We start from the raw sequence: 22,013 nt of genomic DNA, 5'->3' as shown, positions 1-22,013 counted from the left end.
GTTCACCGCCAGCCCAGCAGCACGAACTCCGAGCAGAAGCCGGGCCCCATCGCCATCAACAGGCCGGGTCGGCCGGCCGGTGGCTTCTTGGCGATGGTGTCGCGCAGCACGTGCAGCACCGACGACGAGGACAGATTGCCCACCTCGGCCAGCGAGCGCCACGTCAGCTCCAACGCGTCCGGCCCGAGCTCGAGAGCAGCCGTGATGGCTTCGATGACCTTGGGGCCGCCGGGATGTGACACCCATGCCGCGATGTCGCCGACCTCCAGATCGTGGGCACCGAGAAACGCGGTCACGTCGTCGGCCAGGTACCGGTCGATGAGTTCGGGCAGGTTCGCCGACAACACGAGTGAGAGACCGCTGCCGCCCACCCGCCAGCCCATGGTGTCCAACGAGTCCGGGTAGAGGCGGCTGCGGGAGTCGATCACCGCCGGACCGTGCGGGTCCAGGCGCCGTGCGCGCTCCTCGCCGACGGCGACCACGGCGGCCGCCCCGTCGCCGAACAGTGCGCTGCCCACCAGGCTGGCCATCGTCGGTTCCACGGCCGGGAACGTCAGGGAGCACAGCTCGACCGAGATCAGCGCAGCCGTGTGGCCGGGTGCGCCCCGCAGGTAGTCATGCAGGCGCGCGATACCGGCTGCCCCTGCGACGCAACCCAATCCGAACAGGGGAAGACGGCGCACATCGGCGCGCAGCCCGAGTCGGGTCGCGATGCGCGCGTCCAGGGAAGGCACCGCGATACCCGTCACCGTGGTGGTCATGATCATGTCGAGATCGGCAGGGCGTAACCCGGCCTCCTCCAGCGCCGCGGTGAGCGCCTCGCACGCGAGATCCGCGGCGTGCTCGAGGTACAAGTCGTTGGCCTCGCCGAAATCCTTCAGCGTCTGGTACCTCTCGAGCGGCAACACGAAATGCCGGCTGGCCACTTTGGCGTGTTCGTGCAGCGCACCCACCACATCGGCGAAGCCGGCGAAAGCGGGCATCGCGAGGAAGGCCTCGGTGATCTCCTGTTGGCTGTAGCGGTGTTCGGGCAGGGCGCCGGCGACGCCGGCGATGACACTGACAGGGCTCATGGGGCTATCCGTTCCGTGTGTTCTCGAGTAGGCACCGCCGGCGCCTCGGTGAGACCGAGGCGGCGGTGAATCCGGTTGAGCCACGCTGGGGCCCACCAGTTCCTGCCCCCCATCAACCGCATGAAGGCGGGTACCGCCACCATGCGCACCAACGTCGCGTCGGCCAGCACCGCCAGCGTCAGCCCCAGGCCGAACATCCGCATGACCGACGTGCTGGCGGCGATCAGCGCCGCGAAAGAAATGGACATGATGAGCGCCGCGGCGGTGATGATGCGCCCGGTGTGGGCGATACCCAGTGCCACCGACTCGTCGGAATCCTGGGTGTGCAGCCAGATCTCGCGGATGCGGGCCACCAGGAACACCTCGTAGTCCATCGACAGGCCGAAGGCGATGCAGAACAACAGCACGGGCATGTTCGCGATCAGCGTGCCCGTCGGCGTGGTACCGAGCCCGCCGAGATGACCGTCCTGGAACACCCAGACCAGCGCGCCGAACGCGGCGCTGAGCGAGAGAACGTTCAGCACAAGAGCTTTCAGTGGAACGACAAGACTGCCGGTGAGCAGGAACAGCAGCACGAACATGATCGCGCCGATGAGGCCGAGCACCAGCGGCACGGTGGACGTGATGGCGGTGACGCTGTCCCGGTTGGCCGCGGCGGTGCCGGTGAGCTCGACCGCGCGCCCGCCCGGGCCCGGCACCGCCTCCAGGCGGTCCAGTTGGGTCTGCGAGGCGTCGGAGAACAGCGGCGCGCTGCTGACCACGGTCAGATAGGCGGCTCCGTCGCGCTCACCGGTCGGGGCGGACGGCGGGCCCGCCGGGCGGCCGTCGATGTAGGTGCCGGTGGGTGCCGAGACCGCGACGACGTCGGGCACGCGGGACAGGTCGGTGGCGTAGGTCGACAGCTCGGGCCTACCCAGTCCCTCGGTATCGGGCAGCACGATGGTGACTGCGGTGTCGGTGTTCTCGGTGAACTCGTCGCGCAGCCGGTCGCCGACCTGATGTGCTGACGAGGACCGCGGGAGGACGCGGTCGTCGGGGAAGCCCCACCGCACGCCCAGGAACGGCAGGCCCGCGACGACCAGCAGGAGGACGACGGCCAGACCGAGAGGAACGGCGCGGCGCATCACGGCCCTCGCGCAGCGGTACCAGAAACGCTGCTGGACGGCGACGGGCTCGGGCTCCGGACGGCGCAGGACCCGACGCACGAGGCGGCCCACGTCCAGCGCGGTGTGCCGATCGCCGAGCAGCACCAGCGCGGCCGGGGTGACGATGACTGCCGACGCGGCGGCGAATGCGACCGTCGCCACGCCCGCGTAGGCGAAGGACTTCAGGAAGTGCATCGGGAACAGGACCATCGCCGACATCGACAGCGCCACCGTCGTCGCCGAGAAGATGACCGTGCGTCCCGCGGTGCCCATCGTCTTCCGGATCGCCTGCGCCCGGTCGGCGCCCGTCGCGAGCTCGTCGCGGTACCGGCTCAGGATCAGCAGGGTGTAGTCGATGGCGAGTGCCAGGCCCATCGCGGTGGCGAGGTTCAGCGCGAAGATCGACACGTCGGTGAAGACCGTGACCGCTCGCAGCACCGCGAGTGCTCCGACGATCGCCATCACCCCGATCGCCACGGGCAGGGCGGCGGCCAGCAGTCCGCCGAACACCCACACCAGGACCAGGAAGCTCAGCGGGATCGCAAGTCCCTCCATCAGCAGCAGGTCGCGCTGCGAATGGTCGGTGATCTGGACGTTGACCATCGCGGTGCCGCCGGTCTGAACGGTCACGCCGTCAGGCACGTCGCGGGTGACCTGCTCGTCGATCTGCGTGGCATAGGTCTGCTGCTCGGCTTCGGTGCCGCTGATGCCGACGACGACGAGCCCCGCGGTCCGGTCGCGGTTGACGAGGCCGGCCTGATCGTTCGGCGGTGTCGTCGGTGTGCCCCAGGCCGACGACACGGTGGCGACGTGGGGTGCGCGGCTCACCTGCTCGGTGATGCGTTCTCCGGTCCGGCGCGCGGCCGGGCTGTCGACACCGTCGGGCGAGGAGACCACGATGACCATCGCCACATCGCCTTGACCGAAGGTGTCGGCGAGGGTGCGCGACGCCTTCGCGGATGCGGAGCCCGGGTCGGCGAAGCCGCTGGGGGAGAGGTGGGCGGCGACCGGCACACCGACGATCGCGAGCAACGCGGTGAGGACCGCGGCCGCGGCCACGATCCGGCGCGGGGCGGTGAGGGCGAGCGACGCGATTCGGTTCAGCAGTGTCGTCTCCTGTCCGATCGAAGGCCTGAACGGGACACGACGGGGCTGCCGGTTCGGTTCACGGTCCGGCGAAGGTGTGACCTACGTCATCGTGGGAGGGTCATGTCGGGAGTTCACCGCGGGAGCTCGACGTGCTGGTAGTCGATCGGCGTACGCCAGTGCCCGCCCCAGCGCCAGCCCCTGGTCACGAACGCCTCCACCACGGGGTCGCCGTCGTGCAGCATGCCGGCGTCGCGGCGGCTCCGGTCCAGCCACGGTGTGCCGGTGGCAGGTTCGACATGTCCACGGGCATCGACATAGGGATTCACGAGTGGGTTGATGTCGACCGCCCGGCCGTACGCATGCCAGGACCAGCTGGTGGACCCCGGGATGCCGCGACAGTTGAAGGCCGAGGTGTTGTTGTCGCGCATCGACAATTCGTCCTCCGCGCCCGGATAGCGGTTGGGGCTGTTCATCTTCTCGATCGGGAAGCGCAGCGCAGCAAGGCGGGCGAACACGTCGATGACGGCATCGGTGATCGCGGCATCGACCACCAGCTCCCCGCGATGCAGGCGGCCATCCGACCCCCAGAAGTCGAGCTCGACGCGACGCAGCTGATCCGGGGACACCGGGCAGCCCGGCCGCCAGGTTGCGCCGAGGTCGGCGGCGGTGACCGTGTCGACGGTGGCCGGTCGAGGCTCGGGTGTCGTCAGCGTGGTGGTCGGCGCGGTGGTTGTGGTGGTGGTCGTGCTGGGCGGTGTCGGTGGCGCGGGCGCCGGCGCGCACTGCACGAGGACGGCCGTCAGGGCCGTCAGCGGGACGAGCCTGCGCAGGCGCACACCTGCGAAGGTACCGAATCTCCAACACCCGCTTAGGCCGTCTAATCGCTTTTGTTAGAGCGGCTTTCGATGTGCGAGCTTGCCCGTTGTTGCTGTGATCTGCGTCATCGCCACGTTATAGTGTGTCGGTCATCACAGAGAGGACGATCATGGCCGGAATCGGCGAGGGCGCAATGGTCCCGCAGGAGATGAAGCCAGCGCGCTCCTCTCACCCCGTGAATTGGCTGATCGGGTTCGTGATGGCGACGGTGCTCATCGCCGGCATCGCGGGAGTGGTTCTCGCGTTGTCCAGCGGGATGCCGACCGTCGCGATCCTCGTCGCGCTCGTGACCGGAGCGGTGTTCGCGGGCTCTCTCTGCTGAGGCGGCCTCACGGCCGGAGCATGAAGTCCACCAACTCCTGACGCCGCTTCAGGGGGAACCGCGGGGACTTCGCGTTGGACAGATGAAGCGCACCGACGCCGATCGCGAACAGCCACTGCGAGCGTTCCTCGGCGGTTTTCCTGTCGAATCCGATGTCGAGAAACGCCTGCCGCACTGCCGCATGCGCCCGGCGGTCGGCGGCCCGGACGCTGCGCGCGGCGGCAGGGTCGGAACGTCCCCACTCACGCATCGCGCGCTCGAGCATCCACTGTCGGGGGCTGACGAGAAACGCCGTCATCTTGATGAGTCGTTCCCGCGGTGGCAGCGCGCCCAGCTCGCTGAACCGCCGATGATCGTCGTCGCGCCACTGGGCCCACGCCGACACCAGAGCGGCCTTGTAGGCCGCCATGTCGGTGAAGTGCCAGTAGAAGCTGCCTTTCGTGATGCCCAGTCGCGCCGAGAGGTTGTCGATCTTCAGGGCGGTGAAGCCGTCCTCGGCGAGCAGCGCGAAACCGGCCTGTAGCCACTCGTCTGACGTGTTGCGCCCGGTGCCCCGGTGCTCGGCTGCCACCCGAGTCAGCGTAGTGCTCTGCTCGAGGACGGGCGGGGTCGCCTCGGCATACTTTTTGGTATGGTGACCGCCGTGCGCACTCTCTGGGTCGAGGCATCCCCGAAAGGTCGAGCGTCGTTGTCGTCGGAGGCCGCTCGCGCCTTTCTCGACGCCGCCGGCGGGGGGACGGTGGATCATCTCGATGTGTGGGCAGAGGACGTGCCGACCTTCGATCGTGAGGCAGCTACCGCGAAGTTCGCGCCGCTGTTCGGAGAGACGCTCACCGAGTCCCAGGAGGCGGGGTGGGAGCGGGTTCGCGCCGGCATCGATCGCGTGCGGGCGAGCGACAGGGTGGTGATCTCCTCGCCCATGTGGAACTGGTCCATCCCTGCCCCGCTGAAGAATTGGATCGACGTGATCGTGCAGCCGCTCCTGACGTTCACTCTCGACGGCGACGGCCGCCACGTGGGCACCCTCGGAGAGGGGCGACCGCTGCACCTGATCCTCACGCGCAGCAGCGCCTACGACGGCAGACATCCCGAACTGCAGGATTTCCAGTTGCCGTACCTGGAGTACGTCTTCGGGCTGCTCGGCTACCGCGTCGATTCCCTTGTGCTGGAACCCACCACGCGGTGGACCGCGCAGGAACGGGAGCAGTTCCGGGTGGAAGCCCTTGCGACGGCTCGTCAGCGCGGTGAGCAAGCAGCCAAGGCGTCGCCGGTGTGACGCAGGCACCCGACACGCCTGCCCCGGACGTGATGGGACGGACGGTGGCAGCGCTGGCGCCGGTGCGGCGTCTGATCCGTCCGAGAGTCTACGGAATCGACGAGATCGACCTCACGCCATCACTATTCGTCGGCAATCACACGCTGCTGGGTGTGCTGGACGTCCCGCTGATACTCGCCGAGTTGTGGGAGCGAGGCATCCCGGTGCGGGTACTCGGTGATCACGCCCACTTCGCGCTTCCGCTCTGGCGGGATCTGCTGCACGCCGTCGGGGTGGTCGATGGCACCCGAGCCGTCACCGAAGCGCTGATGGTCGACGGCCAGAACGTCCTGGTCTTCCCGGGGGGTGGACGGGAGGTGGCGAAACGCAAAGGCGAGAAGTATCAGCTGATCTGGAAGAACCGGGTCGGTTTCGCACGGCTCGCCATCAAGCACGGCTACCCGATCGTGCCGTTCGCCTCGGTCGGCGCTGAGGAGGCACTCGACGTCGTGGTCGACAGCGACAACCCGGTGATGGCCCCGTTGCGCTCCGCGTTCGAGACGATCACGGGCAGCCCCGATCTGTGGCCGGTGGTTCGCGGCGTCGGACCGACGCCGATCCCGCGACCGGAACGGCAGTACTACTGGTTCGGCCCGGCCATCCCCACCGACGACCTCGCCGGCCGCCACGACGACGACCGCGCGGTCCGGCGCGTGCGCGAGCGCGTCCGCCGAGCCGTCGAGGATGGCATCGCATTCCTGCAGGACCAACAGCGCAACGATCCGCAGGCCTCACTGGTGTCGCGGCTCATCGGGCGGTGACGATCACCCTGCCGGTGCGAGCATGCCCTTCCACTCGTCTCCGGTGATGGGTGGCGATGACACGCTGAACACCGTGCCGTCACTGGCCGTCACCTGCCCCCGCGCGACGTCGTACATCGCGGAAGGGATGTCGGCGGGAACGTAGGTACACGAATTCGGCTGCTGCCCAGTGCATGTCGTCGTCCCCGACCTGGGCGCCGTCACCGGGTCCCGGGTCCCGCCCGGGGAGGGTGAGAGCGCATCGGCGGGCGCGGGATTGCGCCCGTTGTTCACACTCGGGGCCGGGACCACGATGCCGGGCCGGACGGGTTGATCGCACCGGCCCGCGGGGGCGGGGCAGGACAGCACCTGCTCCGGGTCGCCGTACCACGGGTTGGTGCCCGTCGGTCGGTAGGGCTCGTCACTGCGGCACTCTTCCGGACTGGCCGCCCGCTTGCCGGGGACGTCGGCGCAGGGGTAGTTGCGTGCTCCCCGAACCACGTTGCCCTGGAACTCTTTCGGGATCTTGCAGTACGCCCGTACCGGGGGATCGATCGTGGTGGTCTCTGCCGGCGACCTCCACTCGGAGGCCGGCAGGAAACCGGTCATGCAGGGAGGTGGCTGGTTGATGGCGAGCCGGAAGTCGAGCACCGCGGCGTTGGGGTACGGAGCCACCACGGCCTGCGCGATCGAGGCGCCCTGCGGAAGGAAGACCAGACCCTGTTCGAGGCCGGCGTGGTAGCGCTTGAGCATGTCGAACACCACAGCGGTGTTGGCGAGCACCTGGGGAAGTGCCTCGCGCACATCGCCGAAGAACGTGTTCAGCTGGTCCGCGGTCGGCGCCGCATTCTGCAGGACGGCCTGGACGGAATCGTCTTCCTGCTGTGCCTGACGCGCCAAGTCCCGTACGTTACGTGCCCACGTGTTGATCGCCGCGCCGGTCGAGACCTGACTGTCGAGCAGCGGTCCCGAGTTGTCGATGATCGCGTCGATGGCGTCGGCGTTGGCGGCGAGATCCCCGCCGAGGGCCTGGGCGGAGTCGACGAGACGCTGCAGGGTGGGGCCGATTCCACCCACAGCCGTGGATGTCTCTTTCAGCACTGCGGCGAGCTCGTCCTGCGGCAACGCGTCGACCGCCCGGTTGGTGGCATCGAGCAACGGACCGATCGGTTGCGGCACGGTGCTTTTGGTGATCGTCTGGCCCGCTGACAACACGGTGGCGGAGGTGGCATCCGGGTCGTCGGCGACCAGTTCGAGGTATTGCTCGCCGACGGCGGAGATCGAGTGCACGTCGGCCGTGACATCGCCGGGCACGCGGACGTCGTCGTCGAGAGACAGGACCGCGCGGACCCCGCCGCTGACCGGCTCGACAGAGGTGACCGTGCCGATGGTGCTGCCGCGGAAAGTGACGTTCGCCGTGGGATAGAGACCGCCTGACGACGGAAGGGCCACGGCGACGGAATAGCGACCGATGCCGACCAGCGCAGGCAGGCGCAGATAGTAGGTGCCGAGCACCGTGATCGACACGACGGTGAGAACCGCGAAGATCATGAGTTGCCGACGGCGGCCGCGGGGAAGCATCTCTACTGCCCCCGTTCCGGTGGGAGGTCGGCAGGATTCGGGGTGTAGCGCACGTCGGGGATCATCGTCGCCGGGTCGCGCCCCCACGACTGTTCCAGCGCGCGCAAGGATCCGGAGACGCCTGTTCCGCTGAGAAGAGCGTTGTCGATCGAACTCAGCGTCAAGTCGATCACCCCGGAGATGTTGACGTAGTCGCCGCGAATCACCTTGGGAACGTTGTCGATGTTGAACGGTGCAGTCAGCAGCACTTTCAGGGCGCCGGCCACATAGGGTGCCGCGCGGCCGAGCTGACGCAGTGGCCGCTGCAGCAGACGAAGATTGGTCTCCAAATCGGCGCGCGGCGCAGTGAGCGCGTCATCGGTCACGCGCGACAGGCGCCCGAGTGCCGTCGTCGCATCGGCGAACAGCTCCCGCTTGTCGTCGAAATGCGCTATCAGCGGGGGCAATTCGATCAGGGCTTGGTCGATGACGTCGCGTCCGGCAGCCAGTGTACGCAGGAGTTCGTTGGTGGAGTCCAGCGCGCGGTTGATCCCGTCGCGTTGGTCGTTGAGCGAGGTGGTGAACGTCGCGAGCTGGGAGAGGAAATCCCGGATCTGTTCAGCCCGGCCGCTGAACACGCGATCCAGCTCGGTCGAGATGGACTCCAGGTTGGAGACACCACCCCCCGCGCAACACCGTGGCGATCGTGGCCAGCGTCCGTTCGGTCGTCGGAAACGCCGAGGTCTGCGACAGCGGGATGGTGTCACCGTCGCGCAGCGGTTGCCTCGACGGATCGGGCGGCGCGGCGAGTTCGACATGCTGGCTGCCCAGCACGCTGGTCTGACCGACTTTCGCCGTCGCGTTGCGCGGAAGACTGATTCCGGGTTCGAGATCCAGCGTCAGCAGAGCCGACCAGTGCTGCACCTCGATCTTCGACACTCGGCCGACGAAGACATCGGCGACGCGTACCCGGCTGTTCACGTTCAGGGCCAACGTGTTTCGCAGCTGCACGTAGATCGTGGTGTGCCCGGGGCCGCTGCCTGGTCCCCCAGGCAGCGGCACGTTCGCCAGTCCCCGCCACGAACCGCACCCGGTCAGCAAGACGACCCCGAGCAGCACCGCGGCGACTCGCTGCGCGCCGCGGCTCAGCGTGCGGGTCACGGTGAGGCACCTTCGGCCGGCAGCAACGGCGTACCGGGCGGCCCGGGAGCCGGGGTCGGCGGAGGCTGCGGATACCACGGGGGCGGCAGCGGATTGTTCTGGTCGTAGGCGTTGGGCGGTCCGGGTGCCCGGGCGCCCGCCGGGGGTGGCGACGCGTCCGGCCCGCCCATCATCTCTGCCAGCGACTCCGGGGTGAGCATGTTCTGGGTGAGTTGCTGTACCTCGAGACCCTGCATGCCGGGGGCGACCACCCAGCCCGGCTCATGATTGCCGTGGGAGAACGGGGTGTCTCGTGCCCACACGCCGGGCACGGTGGTGTCCTTGTAGCCCGCCGGGGGCCGCAGGCGATCCTCGGAGTAGCCGATGTACTTCGGCAGTGTCGAGGCGGTGGTGGCGGGGACGACGCCGAACGGCAGATAGTTGAACTTGATGGCGTCCAGGACGGGTGCCAGGTACTGGGCGCACAGTTCTGCGGATTCCTGATAACCGAGCCGGCTACCGGCCTGAATACCGCTGCACAGCAACTGAAGTGGATTGGAGAAGTTGTTCACCACCGGCACGGCGGTCAGCGACCCGTTCACCGGGGAATAGATGTTGACGAAGTTCGCGCCGAAGGTGGGCAGCACGTGCAGCGTGTTCTCCAGACCCTTGAGGGCGTCCGGTTGCAGCAGCGCATCGGTGACCTCCCGCAGATTCTTCACATCGGTGGCCGCCACCTCACCGTTGCGGTCCAGAAACGTGCGGGTTGTGTCGAGCAGGGTGCGGAAACCACGGACGCCGCGCGCCAGTTCCTGGTCGGAATCATGCAGGGCTGTGGTCAGGGTGGCGAGGTCGGTGTTGAACGCCGCGAACTGCTGGTCGCTGGCGCGCAGCGTCGTCACGAACAACGCGAGGTTGCGCACCACCGAGAACAGGTCGCCGCGTCCTTTCTTCAACGCGGACAACGCGTCCGACAGACTTCGGAACGTGTCGTTGAGTTGGCGCCCCTTTCCGCTGAGGCCGTCGCCGAATGCTGCGATGACGTCCCCCACGGGTCCTCGTGGTTGTGCCGGGGTCGGACCCAGACCGGTGACCAGCTCGGCGAGTTGCTTGCGCAGGTCGTCCCACTCGACCGGTACCTGAGTGCGTTCGACGGGGATGACGGCTCCGTCGGCCAGTGCCGGCCCACCTTCGTATGCCGGCCCCAGCTGGATCGCTCGCGAGGCGACCAGGCTCGGATTCAGGATGGACGCTGTGGCGTTGGCTGGGACCATCACCGAATGGTCGAAGTGCAGAACCACTTTCGAACGGTCGCGCTCGGGGACGATCGAGTCGATGGCACCGACGCGCACACCCATCACCAGGACACGGTCCCCTGGATACAACCCGACGGTCTCGGGGAAGTACGCGGTGACCGTCGTCGTGGTCAGTGACCGGTAGGCGCGGTAGCCCGCGTACCCGGCGAGTGAGACGAGCAGGGCGAGCACCGCCACGACCGCGACGACGACAGCGACACCGCGTCGGGAACGCAGTCGGTGGCGCACGGCGGTGGTCATCACATCACTCTCCGTCGGGCGGGGTCGGGACGGTGCGGGCGCCGGGCGGTGCCGGCGGCAGCGGGACGGGGGCGCCAGGCACCGCGGGCGATGTCTGTCCGGGTATCGCGGCCGCCGGAATGCCCGGTGCCGGAGCAGTATCCGGCGACGGTGCTGATGCGGCGACGTCCGGCGGCCCGTAATCGGGACCGTAGGGGTTAGGTCCGAACGGTCCCACGGTCTCGCGGGCGCACGGCAGCGGGTCCGCCGGGGTGGGCAGCGCACCGGGTGCGGGCGTGTAGGAGCAGGGAGAGCCCTTCTCCACCGCCGGCCCCGGGTACTCCGGGGTGCCCTCGAGGACGCCGGGCGCGGGAGGCGGGGCACCGTTGGGGAATCGCGTCCCGTTGGGGTCCGGGAACCGGAACGCGGGCAGGCCCGCGTCGCCCCAGAACTTCTGCGGATCGATGCCGCGCTTCTTGAACGCGGAATCGATGAAGGGCTGCAGGAACTGGCCGGGAAGAAGATTGGCGATCATCACCTTGAAGAAGGGTCCGGACGCCACTGCTTCGGAGATGGCGCCGACGAACCGGTCGACACTGGCCAGCGTGCGGGTCAGGTTCGCTTTGTTGGCCACCAGCGTCTCGGTGAGCTGCCGCAGCTGCACCAACACGGTGTCGAGGTTGGGATTGTCGGCGATGAATCCACTGATCTGGGCCGAGACGGCGCTGACGTTGCCGAGCAGTGCGTCGATCTCTGCCTGTCGGTCGTTGACCTTCGACAGCAGGGCCTGCGCGGACACCATGAGTTCGTTGATCTGGCTGCTTCGGGAGCCCAGAACCGTGGCGACCTGGTCGGCGTTGGACAGCAGCGTCGTCAGCTGATCGTCGCGGGTGCCGATGGTGTCGGAGAACCGGGCGACCCCGTCGAGGGCCGCCGACAGCTGCGGTGCGCTGGCGGTGATGGTCTCCGACAGCACGTCCAACGACGTCCTCACACTCGTGATGTCCCATCCGCCCGTTGATTTCGTCAGATCGTCGATGGCCTCGGACAGCTGGTAGGGCGTCGTGCTCTGGTCCAGCGGGAGCACCCCGTTCGCGGCGAGAGGTTCTGTCCCGCGGGGTTCGACCTCGAGGGTCTTCTTGCCGAGAATCGTGTCGGTGCGGATGCTCAGCCTGCTGTCGGTGCCGATGCGCGCCGACCCGAGCGTGAAGCCCACTCGTACGCGGTCACCGGCCACCACGATCGTCTCGACGGTTCCGACGTCCATTCCGTTGAGGCGCACCACGTCGCCGGGGCCGAGCCCGCCGCCGTCGGCGAACTGTCCGTAGTACTCGGGTGTCGCAAAGAGCATGGGCACTGTCGTGAAGCCCTGCCCCACGCCGGTCAGGAGGACGGTGAGGACGACACCCATCAGGCCGGTGCGGACGCGCTTGCCGGAGTCGAGGACCCTCACTTCGGGGTGCACCTTCCCGAGGGCTGCCCGATCAGCTTGACGGTACGGACGGGACCGCCCGGCTGCAGGCCGTTGAGTTTGAGGCTGGCATCGCACAGGTAGAAGTTGAAGAAGTCGCCGTAGATACCGCCCGTCCTGGCGAGGATCGCCAGCGCGTCGGGCAACCTGGTGAGCAGGTCGGACAGTTCGTCACGTTGAGCGAGCAGCGGCTGCTGCACGGTCTGCAGGCCGACGATGGTGCTCTGCAGGACGGGCCGGTTCTCGGTGAGGAGATCGGCCAATGTCCCTGCGGCATCGCTGATGTCCGCGACACCGGCGGCGATCGAATCTCCCCGGCTGTTGAGTCCGACGATCAGACTGCGCAGGCGCAGCACGGTCTGGTCCAGTTCCTTCTGGTGCGCGGCGGTTGTCTGCAACACCGTGTTGAGATTCGCGATGACCTCGCCGATGACCTGATCGCGCTGGGCCAGGGACTGGGTGAGTTGCGCTGTCTGCGTGAGGATCTGATCGATGGTGCCGCCCTGATCCTGGAAGACGGTGACGAGCGACTGGGCGATGGTGTTGACCTTGTCGGGGTCCAGGGACCGGAACAGCGGCTTGAAACCCCCGATCAGCGCGTCGAGGTCGAGCGCGGGTGCCGTGCGCTCTTCCGGGATGACCCCGCCAGGCGGCAGCGGACGGTCCGCACCCGGACCGTCGCCGTGGGTCAATTCCAGGAAGCGGTTGCCGATCAGGTCGGCGTAACGGATCTCCGCCCTGGTGGCCTCGTCGAGCGGCATCGCGTCGTCGACGTCGAATCCCACGAGGATGGTGCGCCCGTTCGCATCGAGTCGGACGTCGCGCACCTTGCCCACTTCGACACCGGCGATGCGGACGAATTGGCCGGCGCGGATTCCGCTGGCGTTGGTGAACCGCGCGACGTAGTCGTGGGTGCGGTCGAATCGCAGTTGACCGAAGACGACGATGATGAGGCCGGTGAAGGCGAGGAGGACAAGCGAACTGGCGCCGAGGCGCAGGGCGGTTCCAGTGATTTTCACGGGTTCACCGTGTGTTCGCCGAACTGACGTCCCCAGACGTATTCGTTGAGCAGCGGCTGCCCCAGCTCGAAGTGGTTGTAGGGGGCCAGCGACGCGCCGGTGTCCATCACGAGATACGGAGCGGGCCAGAGGTCTCGCGTGATCGACTGCCAGCACCCGGGAGCGCCTCCCGGGCCTCCGTGGGCGTTGGTCCTCGGCAGGTTGTCCGGGTAGACGTATGGGTTGGCCGCACCCAGGATCTTGGTCTCGGTCACCGCGGAGTAGCCGTTCTTGCCGAGTGCATCAGAGACCTTGGGCGCCACGTCGTGGAAGTTGCGGATGGTGCACAGCAGCGACGGCGAGTAGGTGTCGAGGAGTTGCGCGCTCGGTGTCAGGTCGGCCTGTCCGCGCGTCAGGAAGGGGGTCGCCTGCTCGAGCGTGTCCGCAGCTGTGGTGGCGAAGCCGACCGCGGACAGCAGTGCCGCATCGAGTCGATCGCGCCCCGCGTAGAGGGTGCGCGTGGTGGTCAGACTGGCACGCAGACCGTCGAGTAGGGGTTGTGCCGCGCCCTGGTAGACGTCGGCGAGATCGGCCAGGGCGGTGACATCGTCACGCACTCGTGGCATGCGGGGATTCACCCGGCGCAACACCATGTCCGCATCCACCAGTGAGCGCCCGAATTTGTCGCCCAGCCCGGTCAGCGCATCGGCGGTGGCCTGCAGGGTCATGTTGAGCGCAATCGGATCGACCTTCTCTGCGATCGCGGTGACCGACTCGAAAAGGGTGTTGAACTCCGTGGTCACCGAACCCGGCTCGACGCGTAGGACATCGGAGGAGGTGACCGGACGGTCGGGAACCGGCGGCGAGGTGAACGCGACGTATTTGTTGCCGAAGACCGTGGACGCGGTGATGGTCGTCTCGATGTTGCGCGGCAGGAGATTCAGATAGCGAGTCTTGACGTCGACGAGGATGCGCGCCGACGGGAGCGCGTCCGTCGAGTCGGGGCGGACCTCGACGACGCGGCCGATGGGCACCCCGTTGAGCGTGGCCTTCGAGCCGGGGTCGAGTACGAGGCCGGCGCGGGGGGCCAGCACGGTCAGCCGCACCGTCGGTTCCAACTTGCCGCGGAACTGGAGGTAGACCAGCGTGCCGGCCACGGCCGCGACGACGAGCAGCACCGCTCCGGCGCTGCGATACCGCCGGCGGCGCGACCTGTCCCTGGCGCCGGTCACGACTGCCTTCGCACAACGCCGGACGGCGCGGGTAGGTCTGCCCACCGACTGCGTTGCATGATCCGCTCCGACTTCCGACTATCGGGTGCCGCCGACCGTAACATACTTTTTCGTACGGACATGGAGTGATTGTGCGAATGCGTTCTGACCGTTGGTGGGGCTCCCTCACACAGCGTTCACATGTCGGCCCTGACATGTGTGCCATACTTCGAAGTATGGACTCTGCGGTGGACCCCTCTGTCCTCAGTCCGTTCTGGGACACCGACCTCGAGACTCGGCTCGACGCGTTCCGTAGGATGCGTGAGCGCAGTGGTGGCGTCGAATTCGTCCCGCAGCAGCAGGGGCCCGGCTTCTGGTCGGTGACGTCCTACGCCGGGGTGCGGGCGGTGACCCGCGACGCGAAGACCTTCACCAGCACCCGCGGCTTCTCGCTCGACGACATGCCGCCCGAGCTCCTCGAGATGCTCGGCTCGATCATCGTGATGGACGACCCGAAGCATCAGCAGTACCGCCGCCTCGTGCAGGTGGCCTTTTCTCCGCGAGCGATTCGCCGCATGACCGACTACGTCGGCGAACTGGCTGCAGCAGTGGTCTCCGACATTCGCGAGCGTCGCACCTTCGACTTCGTCGAGACCGTCGGCGCCAGCTTGCCTTTCCAGGTCATCGCGGACCTACTCGGCATCCCGGTCTCCGACCGGCCGCGGTTGCGCGAGCTCATCGACCTGATCCTCGGTGTCGGCGACGGTCAGGTCAGCGACGTCGACACCAGCCTGCGGGCGGTCAGCGAATTCTTCGAGTACACCATCGACCTCGGCCGCCGGCGTCGACAACAGCCCGGTGACGACATCACCTCCGCCCTCATGCAGGCTGAAGTCGACGGGAAGCGCCTCAGCGCAACAGAATTCGGATCGTTCGTGATACTGCTTGCCGCCGCGGGCAACGACACCACCCGCACGGGTCTGGCGTGGGCGGTGCATCTGCTCAGCCAGCACCCCGACCAACGAGATGCGTTGGCCGGCGACTTCGACGGACTGCACGCCAACGCCATCGAGGAGATCCTGCGCTGGTCGTCGCCTGTCCTGCACATGCGGCGCACCGCGACGACGGACACCGTTCTCGGTGACACCGTGGTCAGTGCAGGAGACAAGGTGGTGGTCTGGTACCTGGCCGCCAACCACGATCCCGCCGTCTTCCCCGACCCGACGCGCTTCGACATCACGCGGTCCAACGCCCGAGATCACCAGGCCTTCGGTGCCGGCGGCCCCCACTTCTGCCTCGGAGCAGGATTGGCGCGCATGGAGATCCGAGTGGTACTCGGCGCACTGCTGTCCGCATTCCCGACGCTGCATGCCACCGCACCGCCGGACCCGCTGCGTTCGATGTTCGTGCACGGCATCAAAGCCCTGCCCTGCAGCGTCGACTGACTCAGCACCTCCACCAGCAAGATTCGGGCTGAGTTTTTCTCTTACGAACACTCTGTGAGTCTTCGTAGCGTGTCCCGTTGTGACCGTTCCTGCCTTCTCGCGTCGTCGTGCGCTTCAGCTGCTCGGCCTCGCCGGCAGCGCGGCTGTCCTCGCCCCGGCACTGGCCGCGTGCGGCTCATCGAGTACCAGTTCCGCGCTTCCGTCCACCGCGCCGCTGTCGGGCCGCTTCGACGGTGTCACGCTCAAACTGCTCGTCAACCAGCCGCACGTCACGTCGTTCCGGGACGTCCTCGCCCCGAAGTGGGCGGCGGCCACCGGCGGCAAGCTCGAGGTGACCGCATCGCCCTACGATCAGCTGACCAGTAAGCAGATCCTCGATGTGCAAAGCGGCACCGGTGAATTCGATGTCTTCGACTACTTCTACTTCGGCCTCGGCGACCTCGTCGACGCGGGGGCGCTGACCGAGCTGACACCGTGGATCGATGCCAACGCGACACAGATCGGCGTCGACGGGTACCTGCACTCGGTGTATGACCCGTACACATTGCTCGACGGCAAACGATACGGACTGCCGTACGACGGTGACATCCACATCCTCTTCTACAACGCCGAACTGCTGGATCGGTACGGGGTCACGCCGCCCACCACGTGGGACGACTACGACGAGGTCGCCGCGAAGATCACCACCGACGCACGCGGTGCGGCATACGGCGCGATCGTGTCGGGCCAACAGGTTCCGATGATCCTCGGCTGCTCCTACATCAACCGGCTCACGGGCTACGGCGGAAACCTGGTCGACGCCAACGGAAAACCCACGTTGACCTCCGACGCCTCGATCGCCGCACTCAAGCACCTCGTCGACGTGGCGCCGGCTGCCCTGCCGACCCCGCTGCAGATAGGATTCGACCAGGCGAACACCGCGTTCCTCACCGGCCAGGGCGCGCTGCTGGACACCTGGACCGACATGGCTCTGCGGGCCGAGGATCCGACCGCCTCCCAGATCGCCGGCAAGTGGGGTGCGGTCTCGCTGCCCGTCGGCGGCACCAACACCACGCCCCGCACCGCGTTGGACGCGGGCTTCGGGCTGGGCATCTCGACCGCGACCAAGAACGCCGACGCGGCAGCCGCATTCGTCAACTGGGCGACCGCAGCCCCGCAGAACCTCGTGGTGTCCTCCACGGCGGGCGCCGGGATCGACCCCGTACGCACGGAAGTGCTCGACTCCGACGGCTACGCCAAAGTCGTCACCAAGGCGATCGCCCCCATCCGGCAGGGTCTCGGCGGCGATCCGCTGGTGTGGCCGAAGCAAGCCGGTGCGCCGAAACTGTTGCAGGACTTGGTCGATCAGCTCGCGCTGGCGATCAGCGGCAGTCAGACCGTCGAGCAGTCGTTGGACAACGCGCAGCGTGGATGGGAGAGCGCCGCGACATGACACGGCGCGTTCCGCTGTGGCTGGCCGCGCCCGCGATCGCCGGACTGACGCTGTTCCTGGTGTACCCCACGGTCTATCTCGTCGGGTTGGCGCTGACGAAATCGTCTCTGGCACATCCATTGCGCAGTTTCACCGGTGTCGCCAACTTCGAGACGGCGTTCGCATCACCGGCCTTCGCCCCGTCCCTGTGGAAGTCGACACTGTTCGCTCTCGTCGTCGCCGCGGCGACCACGGCCCTCGGACTCGCCCTGGCGCTGCTTCTGCGCCACCGTGGTGGCGGCTTCGGGATCGCCGGAGCGTTGCTGCTGCTCCCGCTGGTGACCGCACCCGTGCTTGTGGGCGTCGCCTGGAAACTGTTGCTGGCGCCGGTCGGCGGCGGTTTGGCCGCGATCTTCGCCGCCATCGGTCTGGGTGGTGTGAACCCGCTGGGCTCCGGGTGGGGAGCGCTGATCGTGTTGATGGTCATCCACATCTGGCAGTGGACCCCGTTCGCGACGTTGATCGCGTTCGCCGCTCTCGGTGTCGTGCGGCCCGAGCTCCTCGAGTCGGCCCGGATCGACAACGCCGGACGGTGGCGGACGTTCACGACCGTGACCTGGCCGGCGATCGGCCCGACGGTGTGGGCCGTTGCGGTGCTCGAGCTGGTGATCGGCTACAAGGTGTTCGATTCGATCGTCGTCATCACCTCGGGCGGGCCCGGATTCTCCACTGCGTTATCGCCGTTCGTCATCTACCAGACCGGTCTGCGGGGCAGCTTCGACATGGGCACCGCCGCCGCGCAGACCCTCGTCTTCGGCCTGGTGGTCGGTGCCGTGGCGACCGTGGTCACCGCGCTGCGGGCGCGCGCGGTGAAGGCCGACGGGTGAGCCGCCGCATCGCGCTGGCCGGCGCCGTGATCGTTGCGCTGCTGCCCATCGCCTACCTGGTGTCGCTGGCACTGCGGCCCGCCGGTGACGTACTGAACTCGAGCCTCCTGCCGGATGCGTGGACGTTCGACAACGTCGTGAAAGTCTTCGACACCATCGAACTGGGCACGATGCTGCAGAACTCGTGGGTCTCAGCCGTGGGCGCCGCCCTGCTCGCTGTCGTGATCGCAGCCCCCGCAGCGTATTTCACCGCCCGGCATGTCCGCGGCGAGCGCTTGCTCACCGTCCTGCTCGCCAGCTACTGCGCGCCGCCGATCGTGGCCATCATCCCGCTGTTCTTCCTGCTCCGCTCGGTCGGTCTGGTCAACAGCATCGGGGGGCTGATCCTGGTCAACGGTATCGCGGGCGTGCCCGTCGCGGCGTGGCTGCTGGACGGCTTCGTCCGCCGCATCCCCGTCGAGATCGACGAGGCCGCCGCCATCGACGGGCTGGGGCCGGCGGCCATCTTCGGCAAAGTCGTCGTGCCGCTGCTCCTGCCGGGCGTGGTCGCGGCGCTGCTCGTCGTGTTCTTCCTCAGCTACAACGACTTCCTGTTCGCGGTCTACCTCGCCGTGACCAAGGAAAGTCAGACGTTGACCGTCGGACTGTCCCTGTTCCAGGGCGACCGCAACGTCCAGTTCGGTCAGCAGGCCGCGGCCGGCCTGCTCGGCATCCTGCCGGTCTATGTGCTCGCGCTCGCCGCCCAGCGGTACCTGGTGGGCGGGCTGACGACAGGAGCCATGAAATGAGTACCGTCGAACTCCGCGACATCACCAAGACATTCGACACGTCGACGGGACGGACCACGGTCGTCGACGAGCTCACCCTGTCGCTGCCCGACGGATCGATGACCGTTCTGGTGGGACCGTCCGGCTGTGGGAAGTCCACCACCCTACGGATCGTCGCCGGCCTCGAAGCCGCCGACAACGGCGCCGTGCACATCGACGGGCGTGACGTCACCGCCGCGACACCGTCACAGCGGGACGTGGCCATGGTCTTCCAGAACTATGCGCTCTATCCTCACCTGAGCGTCGAGCGCAACATCGCCTTCCCGCTGCGCAACAGCGGTGTGCCCAAAGACGCCACCGCCGAACGTGTTCGGCACGCCGCCGAGCGGGTGGGCATCACCGCGCTGCTCGATCGCAAACCCCGCCAGCTCTCCGGCGGTCAACAGCAGCGGGTGGCGATCGCCCGCGCGCTGGTGCGCACCCCCTCGCTGTTCCTCTTCGACGAACCGCTGAGCAACCTCGACGCCAAGCTGCGCGTCGAGCTGCGATCCGAGATACGGCGGCTGCAGCAAGACTCCGGAATCACCGCGCTCTACGTCACCCACGACCAGGAGGAGGCGATGACCATCGCCGACCAGCTCGTGGTTCTGCGTGCCGGACGGATCGTCCAGGCGGGCACTCCGGCCGAGCTGTACCGACGGCCGGCCAACACCTTCGTCGCAGGCTTCATCGGCTCGCCGAGCACCAACCTCATCCCCGGTGCGGTGCACGACGGTCTCTTCGGTGCCGCAGGACTGCGCGTCCGCGTCCCGAGCACCGACCACGACGCCGTCACTCTCGGCGTGCGGCCCGAAGACCTCACCGTCACCCCGGACGCGGCGGGCAACGGGACGCTGGAACTCGTCGAACTACTCGGTCCCCGTTATGTTCTGATCGTCCGGCTGGGGGAGCTCCGCGTGACGGCGGTGGTCGAGGCCGCCGCGGTGGCGAAGTGGCCCGACGCGCCTGCACCCGGGGACACCGTCGCCCTGGACGTGCGAGCCGACCACGTGCACCTGTTCGACACCGCCAGCGGCGACCGGCTCGACTAGCTGTCGCGCTGGGTGCGGCCGATACCCCAGGCGTACGGCGGGGGAGTGCCGTTGACGGCGTGGGCTCCCAGCACCTTCGCCTTGAACAACCGCGGATTGTGCGAGGCCACCGTGCGGGCGTTGCGCCAGTGCCGATCCAGCCCGCGGGCGCGTGAGGCCGCCGACGCGCCGAGTGTGTCGAAGAGGTCGGACGCGGCTTCGATCGTCAACCGCGACGCGGTCAGTTGCGCAGCGGCCGCCTCGAGTTCGGTTCGTTCGGCGGCCGCAGGCAGCGCCTCGTCGTCGGCGATCGCGGCCGCGTCGATGGCCTCGGCCAGTCGCGAGGCCACCGCCTCGGTGGTGTAGGCCGCCGCCCAGATGTCGCCCACCCGGCCCAGGACCTGTCCGTCGTCGCGCACTCGAGCGGCGTTCGCGTGCGAGTAGTTACGATCACGGCGCTGGACTTCGGACGTCACGTCGGCCAGCACCGCCCGAGTGATGCCGGCGAGCGTCGCCACCAGATTCAGCTGGTACAGCCCCGTCTGGTAGGGATGCCTGCGCTCGAAGGGAATGACATCGTCGGCGACCGCGTCCGTGAACTCGGTGGTGCCGGTCCCGGTGCCTCGCTGGCCGAAGCCGTCCCAGTCGTCGTGCACCACCACGCCGGGTTGGCGGGTGTCCACGACCGCGGTCGCCCAGCCGTCGCTGTCCTTCACGTACACATCAGCCCACTCGGCGAAGATCGTGCCGGTCGTGTAGTACTTGCGCCCGTTCACCACATGACGTCCGTCGCGGTGCGTGACCGTCGTCTGCGCATCGCCCATGGCAGTCGAGCCGGTCTCGGTCCATGCGTTCCCCGCGATCTCGCCCGCGACGAAGCGGGCGAACCAGCGGGACTGGTCCTCGCCGCGACGGTGCCGGAACACGATGTCCTCGACCAGGACGAAATGGCCGCGCAACGCCTGTGCCAGATTGGCGTCGGCCGCTGCGAGGTCGATCCACAGTGCCGTGATCTCGGTCCAGTCCAGCCCCCAACCGCCGAACTCGACAGGGACCCGCAAGGTTCCGAAGCCTGCGTGCTTCAACAGGGACACCGCCTCGAACGGCAGCACACCGGCCAGTTCCCGGTCCCGTGTCCCGGCGGCGATCTCGGCGAACACGTCGGCGAAGTGGACGCGGGCCTGCGCGAGCCTGGAACGGGTGGCGATATCGGTCACGACCGCACAGTCGACCACATCTGCACCGCAGCGCACCGATTTGACTCCAACAGAACAGAAGTCGGTTCAATCCAGGCACACGTCCGTACAGTGTCCGCGATGCCCCGCACGCCCTGGACCGAACCGCTGACACCCGCCGAAACTCAGCACTGGGACGCGATCGCCGACGACGTCGCCTCCACGCTGGCCCATGACGTCCTCGAGCGTGACCGCGCCAACCGGCCACCCGAAGCGGAACTGAAGCTGCTCAAGGAGTCTGGGCTCGCCGACCTGCTGATCCCGGCCCGCTACGGCGGCGCGGGAGGGCACTGGTCCACCGGACTGCGCGCGGTGCGCCGCCTGGCCCGCACCGACGGCTCGATCGCGCAGCTCCTGAGTTACCACTACTGCAACCAGGCCAGCATCGTGTTCTTCGGTGACGAAGCGCGCTGGGAACACTGGTTCACCGCGTCGGCGCGCGGCAGCTGGCTGTGGGGTGATGCGGTCAACCCCGTCGATCCCGACCTCGTTCTCACCTCCGACGGTGACGGGTACCTCCTCAACGGCCGCAAGCGATTCGCCACCGGGGCTGCCACCGGCGACGTCACACTGGTGATGGCGTCCACGGGTGTGGCCGTGCTGGCGTCCGTCGTCGATCACGACCGGCCGGGGGTGCACTTCGGCGACGACTGGGACGCCCTGGGGCAGAGACTGTCGGCCAGCGGCACCGTCGAGTACAGCGACGTCCGGATCGCCCCGGGC

18 protein-coding genes and 2 pseudogenes are annotated in these 22,013 nt (G+C 68.0%); 9 read left to right on the top strand and 11 right to left on the bottom strand.

Features of this window, described 5'->3' with window-relative positions:
* Positions 1 to 2 precede the first annotated feature (2 nt).
* From PGN37_RS10890 to PGN37_RS10880, 3 genes are all read right to left on the bottom strand, one after another.
* Positions 3 to 1,073, bottom strand: coding sequence for a type III polyketide synthase (locus PGN37_RS10890; RefSeq protein WP_335331042.1), 1,071 nt, complete (start codon positions 1,071 to 1,073; stop codon positions 3 to 5).
* Positions 1,070 to 3,325: an MMPL family transporter gene (locus tag PGN37_RS10885; RefSeq protein WP_335331177.1), complete on the bottom strand. Its 2,256-nt coding sequence runs from the start codon at positions 3,323 to 3,325 to the stop codon at positions 1,070 to 1,072. Before PGN37_RS10885 ends, PGN37_RS10890 begins: the two co-directional genes overlap by 4 nt.
* Positions 3,326 to 3,438: 113 nt before the next feature.
* Complete coding sequence (locus PGN37_RS10880; protein ID WP_335331041.1) at positions 3,439 to 4,143, bottom strand: M15 family metallopeptidase; 705 nt, start codon at positions 4,141 to 4,143, stop codon at positions 3,439 to 3,441.
* Positions 4,144 to 4,292: 149 nt separating this feature from the next.
* Between PGN37_RS10880 and PGN37_RS10875 the strand changes: the two genes are divergently transcribed.
* Positions 4,293 to 4,505, top strand: a complete 213-nt coding sequence (locus PGN37_RS10875) for a hypothetical protein (protein WP_335331040.1) — start codon at positions 4,293 to 4,295, stop codon at positions 4,503 to 4,505.
* A 7-nt stretch (positions 4,506 to 4,512) separates the two neighbouring features.
* Here the strand turns inward: PGN37_RS10875 and PGN37_RS10870 are convergent, their stop codons facing one another.
* The gene (locus PGN37_RS10870; protein WP_335331039.1) at positions 4,513 to 5,076 is read right to left on the bottom strand and encodes a TetR/AcrR family transcriptional regulator; all 564 of its coding nucleotides are present in this window, start codon (positions 5,074 to 5,076) and stop codon (positions 4,513 to 4,515) included.
* 72 nt (positions 5,077 to 5,148) lie between these two features.
* Between PGN37_RS10870 and PGN37_RS10865 the strand changes: the two genes are divergently transcribed.
* Positions 5,149 to 5,781 (top strand): FMN-dependent NADH-azoreductase, encoded by a 633-nt coding sequence (locus tag PGN37_RS10865; protein ID WP_335331038.1) that lies wholly within the window; start codon positions 5,149 to 5,151, stop codon positions 5,779 to 5,781.
* Positions 5,782 to 5,813: 32 nt separating this feature from the next.
* Entirely contained in the window at positions 5,814 to 6,581 is a 768-nt protein-coding gene (locus PGN37_RS10860; protein ID WP_442932908.1) for a lysophospholipid acyltransferase family protein, read from the top strand.
* 3 nt (positions 6,582 to 6,584) lie between these two features.
* Here the strand turns inward: PGN37_RS10860 and PGN37_RS10855 are convergent, their stop codons facing one another.
* The 6 genes and pseudogenes from PGN37_RS10855 to PGN37_RS10830 form a co-directional block, all read right to left on the bottom strand.
* On the bottom strand, positions 6,585 to 8,141 hold the full coding sequence (locus PGN37_RS10855; RefSeq protein ID WP_335331036.1) for an MlaD family protein: 1,557 nt from the start codon (positions 8,139 to 8,141) through the stop codon (positions 6,585 to 6,587).
* A gap of 2 nt (positions 8,142 to 8,143) precedes the next feature.
* Positions 8,144 to 9,281, bottom strand: a pseudogene (locus tag PGN37_RS10850) (MCE family protein).
* A complete protein-coding gene (locus tag PGN37_RS10845) occupies positions 9,278 to 10,816 on the bottom strand; it encodes an MCE family protein (protein WP_335331035.1) in 1,539 nt (512 codons plus the stop codon). Before PGN37_RS10845 ends, PGN37_RS10850 begins: the two are co-directional and overlap by 4 nt.
* A gap of 4 nt (positions 10,817 to 10,820) precedes the next feature.
* Positions 10,821 to 12,248 (bottom strand): MCE family protein, encoded by a 1,428-nt coding sequence (locus PGN37_RS10840; RefSeq protein WP_335331034.1) that lies wholly within the window; start codon positions 12,246 to 12,248, stop codon positions 10,821 to 10,823.
* Positions 12,245 to 13,285 carry an MlaD family protein gene (locus PGN37_RS10835; protein WP_335331033.1) on the bottom strand — a complete coding sequence of 347 codons (1,041 nt, stop codon included), beginning with the start codon at positions 13,283 to 13,285 and terminating at the stop codon, positions 12,245 to 12,247. The genes PGN37_RS10840 and PGN37_RS10835 overlap by 4 nt, the downstream gene beginning before the upstream one ends.
* Positions 13,282 to 14,496 carry an MCE family protein gene (locus PGN37_RS10830; protein ID WP_335331032.1) on the bottom strand — a complete coding sequence of 405 codons (1,215 nt, stop codon included), beginning with the start codon at positions 14,494 to 14,496 and terminating at the stop codon, positions 13,282 to 13,284. Before PGN37_RS10830 ends, PGN37_RS10835 begins: the two co-directional genes overlap by 4 nt.
* Before the next feature lie 215 nt (positions 14,497 to 14,711).
* Here PGN37_RS10830 and PGN37_RS10825 point away from each other — a divergent pair, with 215 nt between their 5' ends.
* From PGN37_RS10825 to PGN37_RS10805, 5 genes are all read left to right on the top strand, one after another.
* Positions 14,712 to 15,920 carry a cytochrome P450 gene (locus PGN37_RS10825; RefSeq protein WP_335331031.1) on the top strand — a complete coding sequence of 403 codons (1,209 nt, stop codon included), beginning with the start codon at positions 14,712 to 14,714 and terminating at the stop codon, positions 15,918 to 15,920.
* 79 nt (positions 15,921 to 15,999) lie between these two features.
* On the top strand, positions 16,000 to 17,352 hold the full coding sequence (locus PGN37_RS10820; protein ID WP_335331030.1) for an extracellular solute-binding protein: 1,353 nt from the start codon (positions 16,000 to 16,002) through the stop codon (positions 17,350 to 17,352).
* A complete protein-coding gene (locus PGN37_RS10815; protein ID WP_335331029.1) occupies positions 17,349 to 18,218 on the top strand; it encodes a carbohydrate ABC transporter permease in 870 nt (289 codons plus the stop codon). Before PGN37_RS10820 ends, PGN37_RS10815 begins: the two co-directional genes overlap by 4 nt.
* Complete coding sequence (locus PGN37_RS10810; protein ID WP_335331028.1) at positions 18,215 to 19,006, top strand: carbohydrate ABC transporter permease; 792 nt, start codon at positions 18,215 to 18,217, stop codon at positions 19,004 to 19,006. The genes PGN37_RS10815 and PGN37_RS10810 overlap by 4 nt, the downstream gene beginning before the upstream one ends.
* Positions 19,003 to 20,076: an ABC transporter ATP-binding protein gene (locus PGN37_RS10805; protein WP_335331027.1), complete on the top strand. Its 1,074-nt coding sequence runs from the start codon at positions 19,003 to 19,005 to the stop codon at positions 20,074 to 20,076. The genes PGN37_RS10810 and PGN37_RS10805 overlap by 4 nt, the downstream gene beginning before the upstream one ends.
* Here the strand turns inward: PGN37_RS10805 and PGN37_RS10800 are convergent.
* Positions 20,073 to 21,272: an acyl-CoA dehydrogenase family protein gene (locus PGN37_RS10800; RefSeq protein ID WP_335331026.1), complete on the bottom strand. Its 1,200-nt coding sequence runs from the start codon at positions 21,270 to 21,272 to the stop codon at positions 20,073 to 20,075. The two genes, PGN37_RS10805 and PGN37_RS10800, sit on opposite strands and share 4 nt — an antisense overlap.
* Before the next feature lie 99 nt (positions 21,273 to 21,371).
* Here PGN37_RS10800 and PGN37_RS10795 point away from each other — a divergent pair.
* Positions 21,372 to 21,938: pseudogene (locus tag PGN37_RS10795) on the top strand (acyl-CoA dehydrogenase family protein); the annotation flags it as partial.
* Positions 21,939 to 22,013: the final 75 nt, after the last annotated feature.

It is taken from the genome of Mycobacterium kyogaense, assembly GCF_036946525.1.
GTDB classification, from domain to species: Bacteria; Actinomycetota; Actinomycetes; order Mycobacteriales; family Mycobacteriaceae; genus Mycobacterium; species Mycobacterium kyogaense_A.
Note: the sequence above shows the minus strand (reverse complement) of the source record. Positions and strands in the feature narration are given on the sequence as shown.

Coding starts and splice junctions, on each gene's coding strand:
- PGN37_RS10890 (WP_335331042.1), bottom strand. CDS start 1,073: ATGAGCCCTGTCAGTGTCATCGCCGGCGTCGCCGGCGCCCTGCCCGAA.
- PGN37_RS10875 (WP_335331040.1), top strand. CDS start 4,293: ATGGCCGGAATCGGCGAGGGCGCAATGGTCCCGCAGGAGATGAAGCCA.
- PGN37_RS10860 (WP_442932908.1), top strand. CDS start 5,814: ATGGGACGGACGGTGGCAGCGCTGGCGCCGGTGCGGCGTCTGATCCGT.
- PGN37_RS10855 (WP_335331036.1), bottom strand. CDS start 8,141: ATGCTTCCCCGCGGCCGCCGTCGGCAACTCATGATCTTCGCGGTTCTC.
- PGN37_RS10845 (WP_335331035.1), bottom strand. CDS start 10,816: ATGACCACCGCCGTGCGCCACCGACTGCGTTCCCGACGCGGTGTCGCT.
- PGN37_RS10825 (WP_335331031.1), top strand. CDS start 14,712: ATGGACTCTGCGGTGGACCCCTCTGTCCTCAGTCCGTTCTGGGACACC.
- PGN37_RS10815 (WP_335331029.1), top strand. CDS start 17,349: ATGACACGGCGCGTTCCGCTGTGGCTGGCCGCGCCCGCGATCGCCGGA.
- PGN37_RS10805 (WP_335331027.1), top strand. CDS start 19,003: ATGAGTACCGTCGAACTCCGCGACATCACCAAGACATTCGACACGTCG.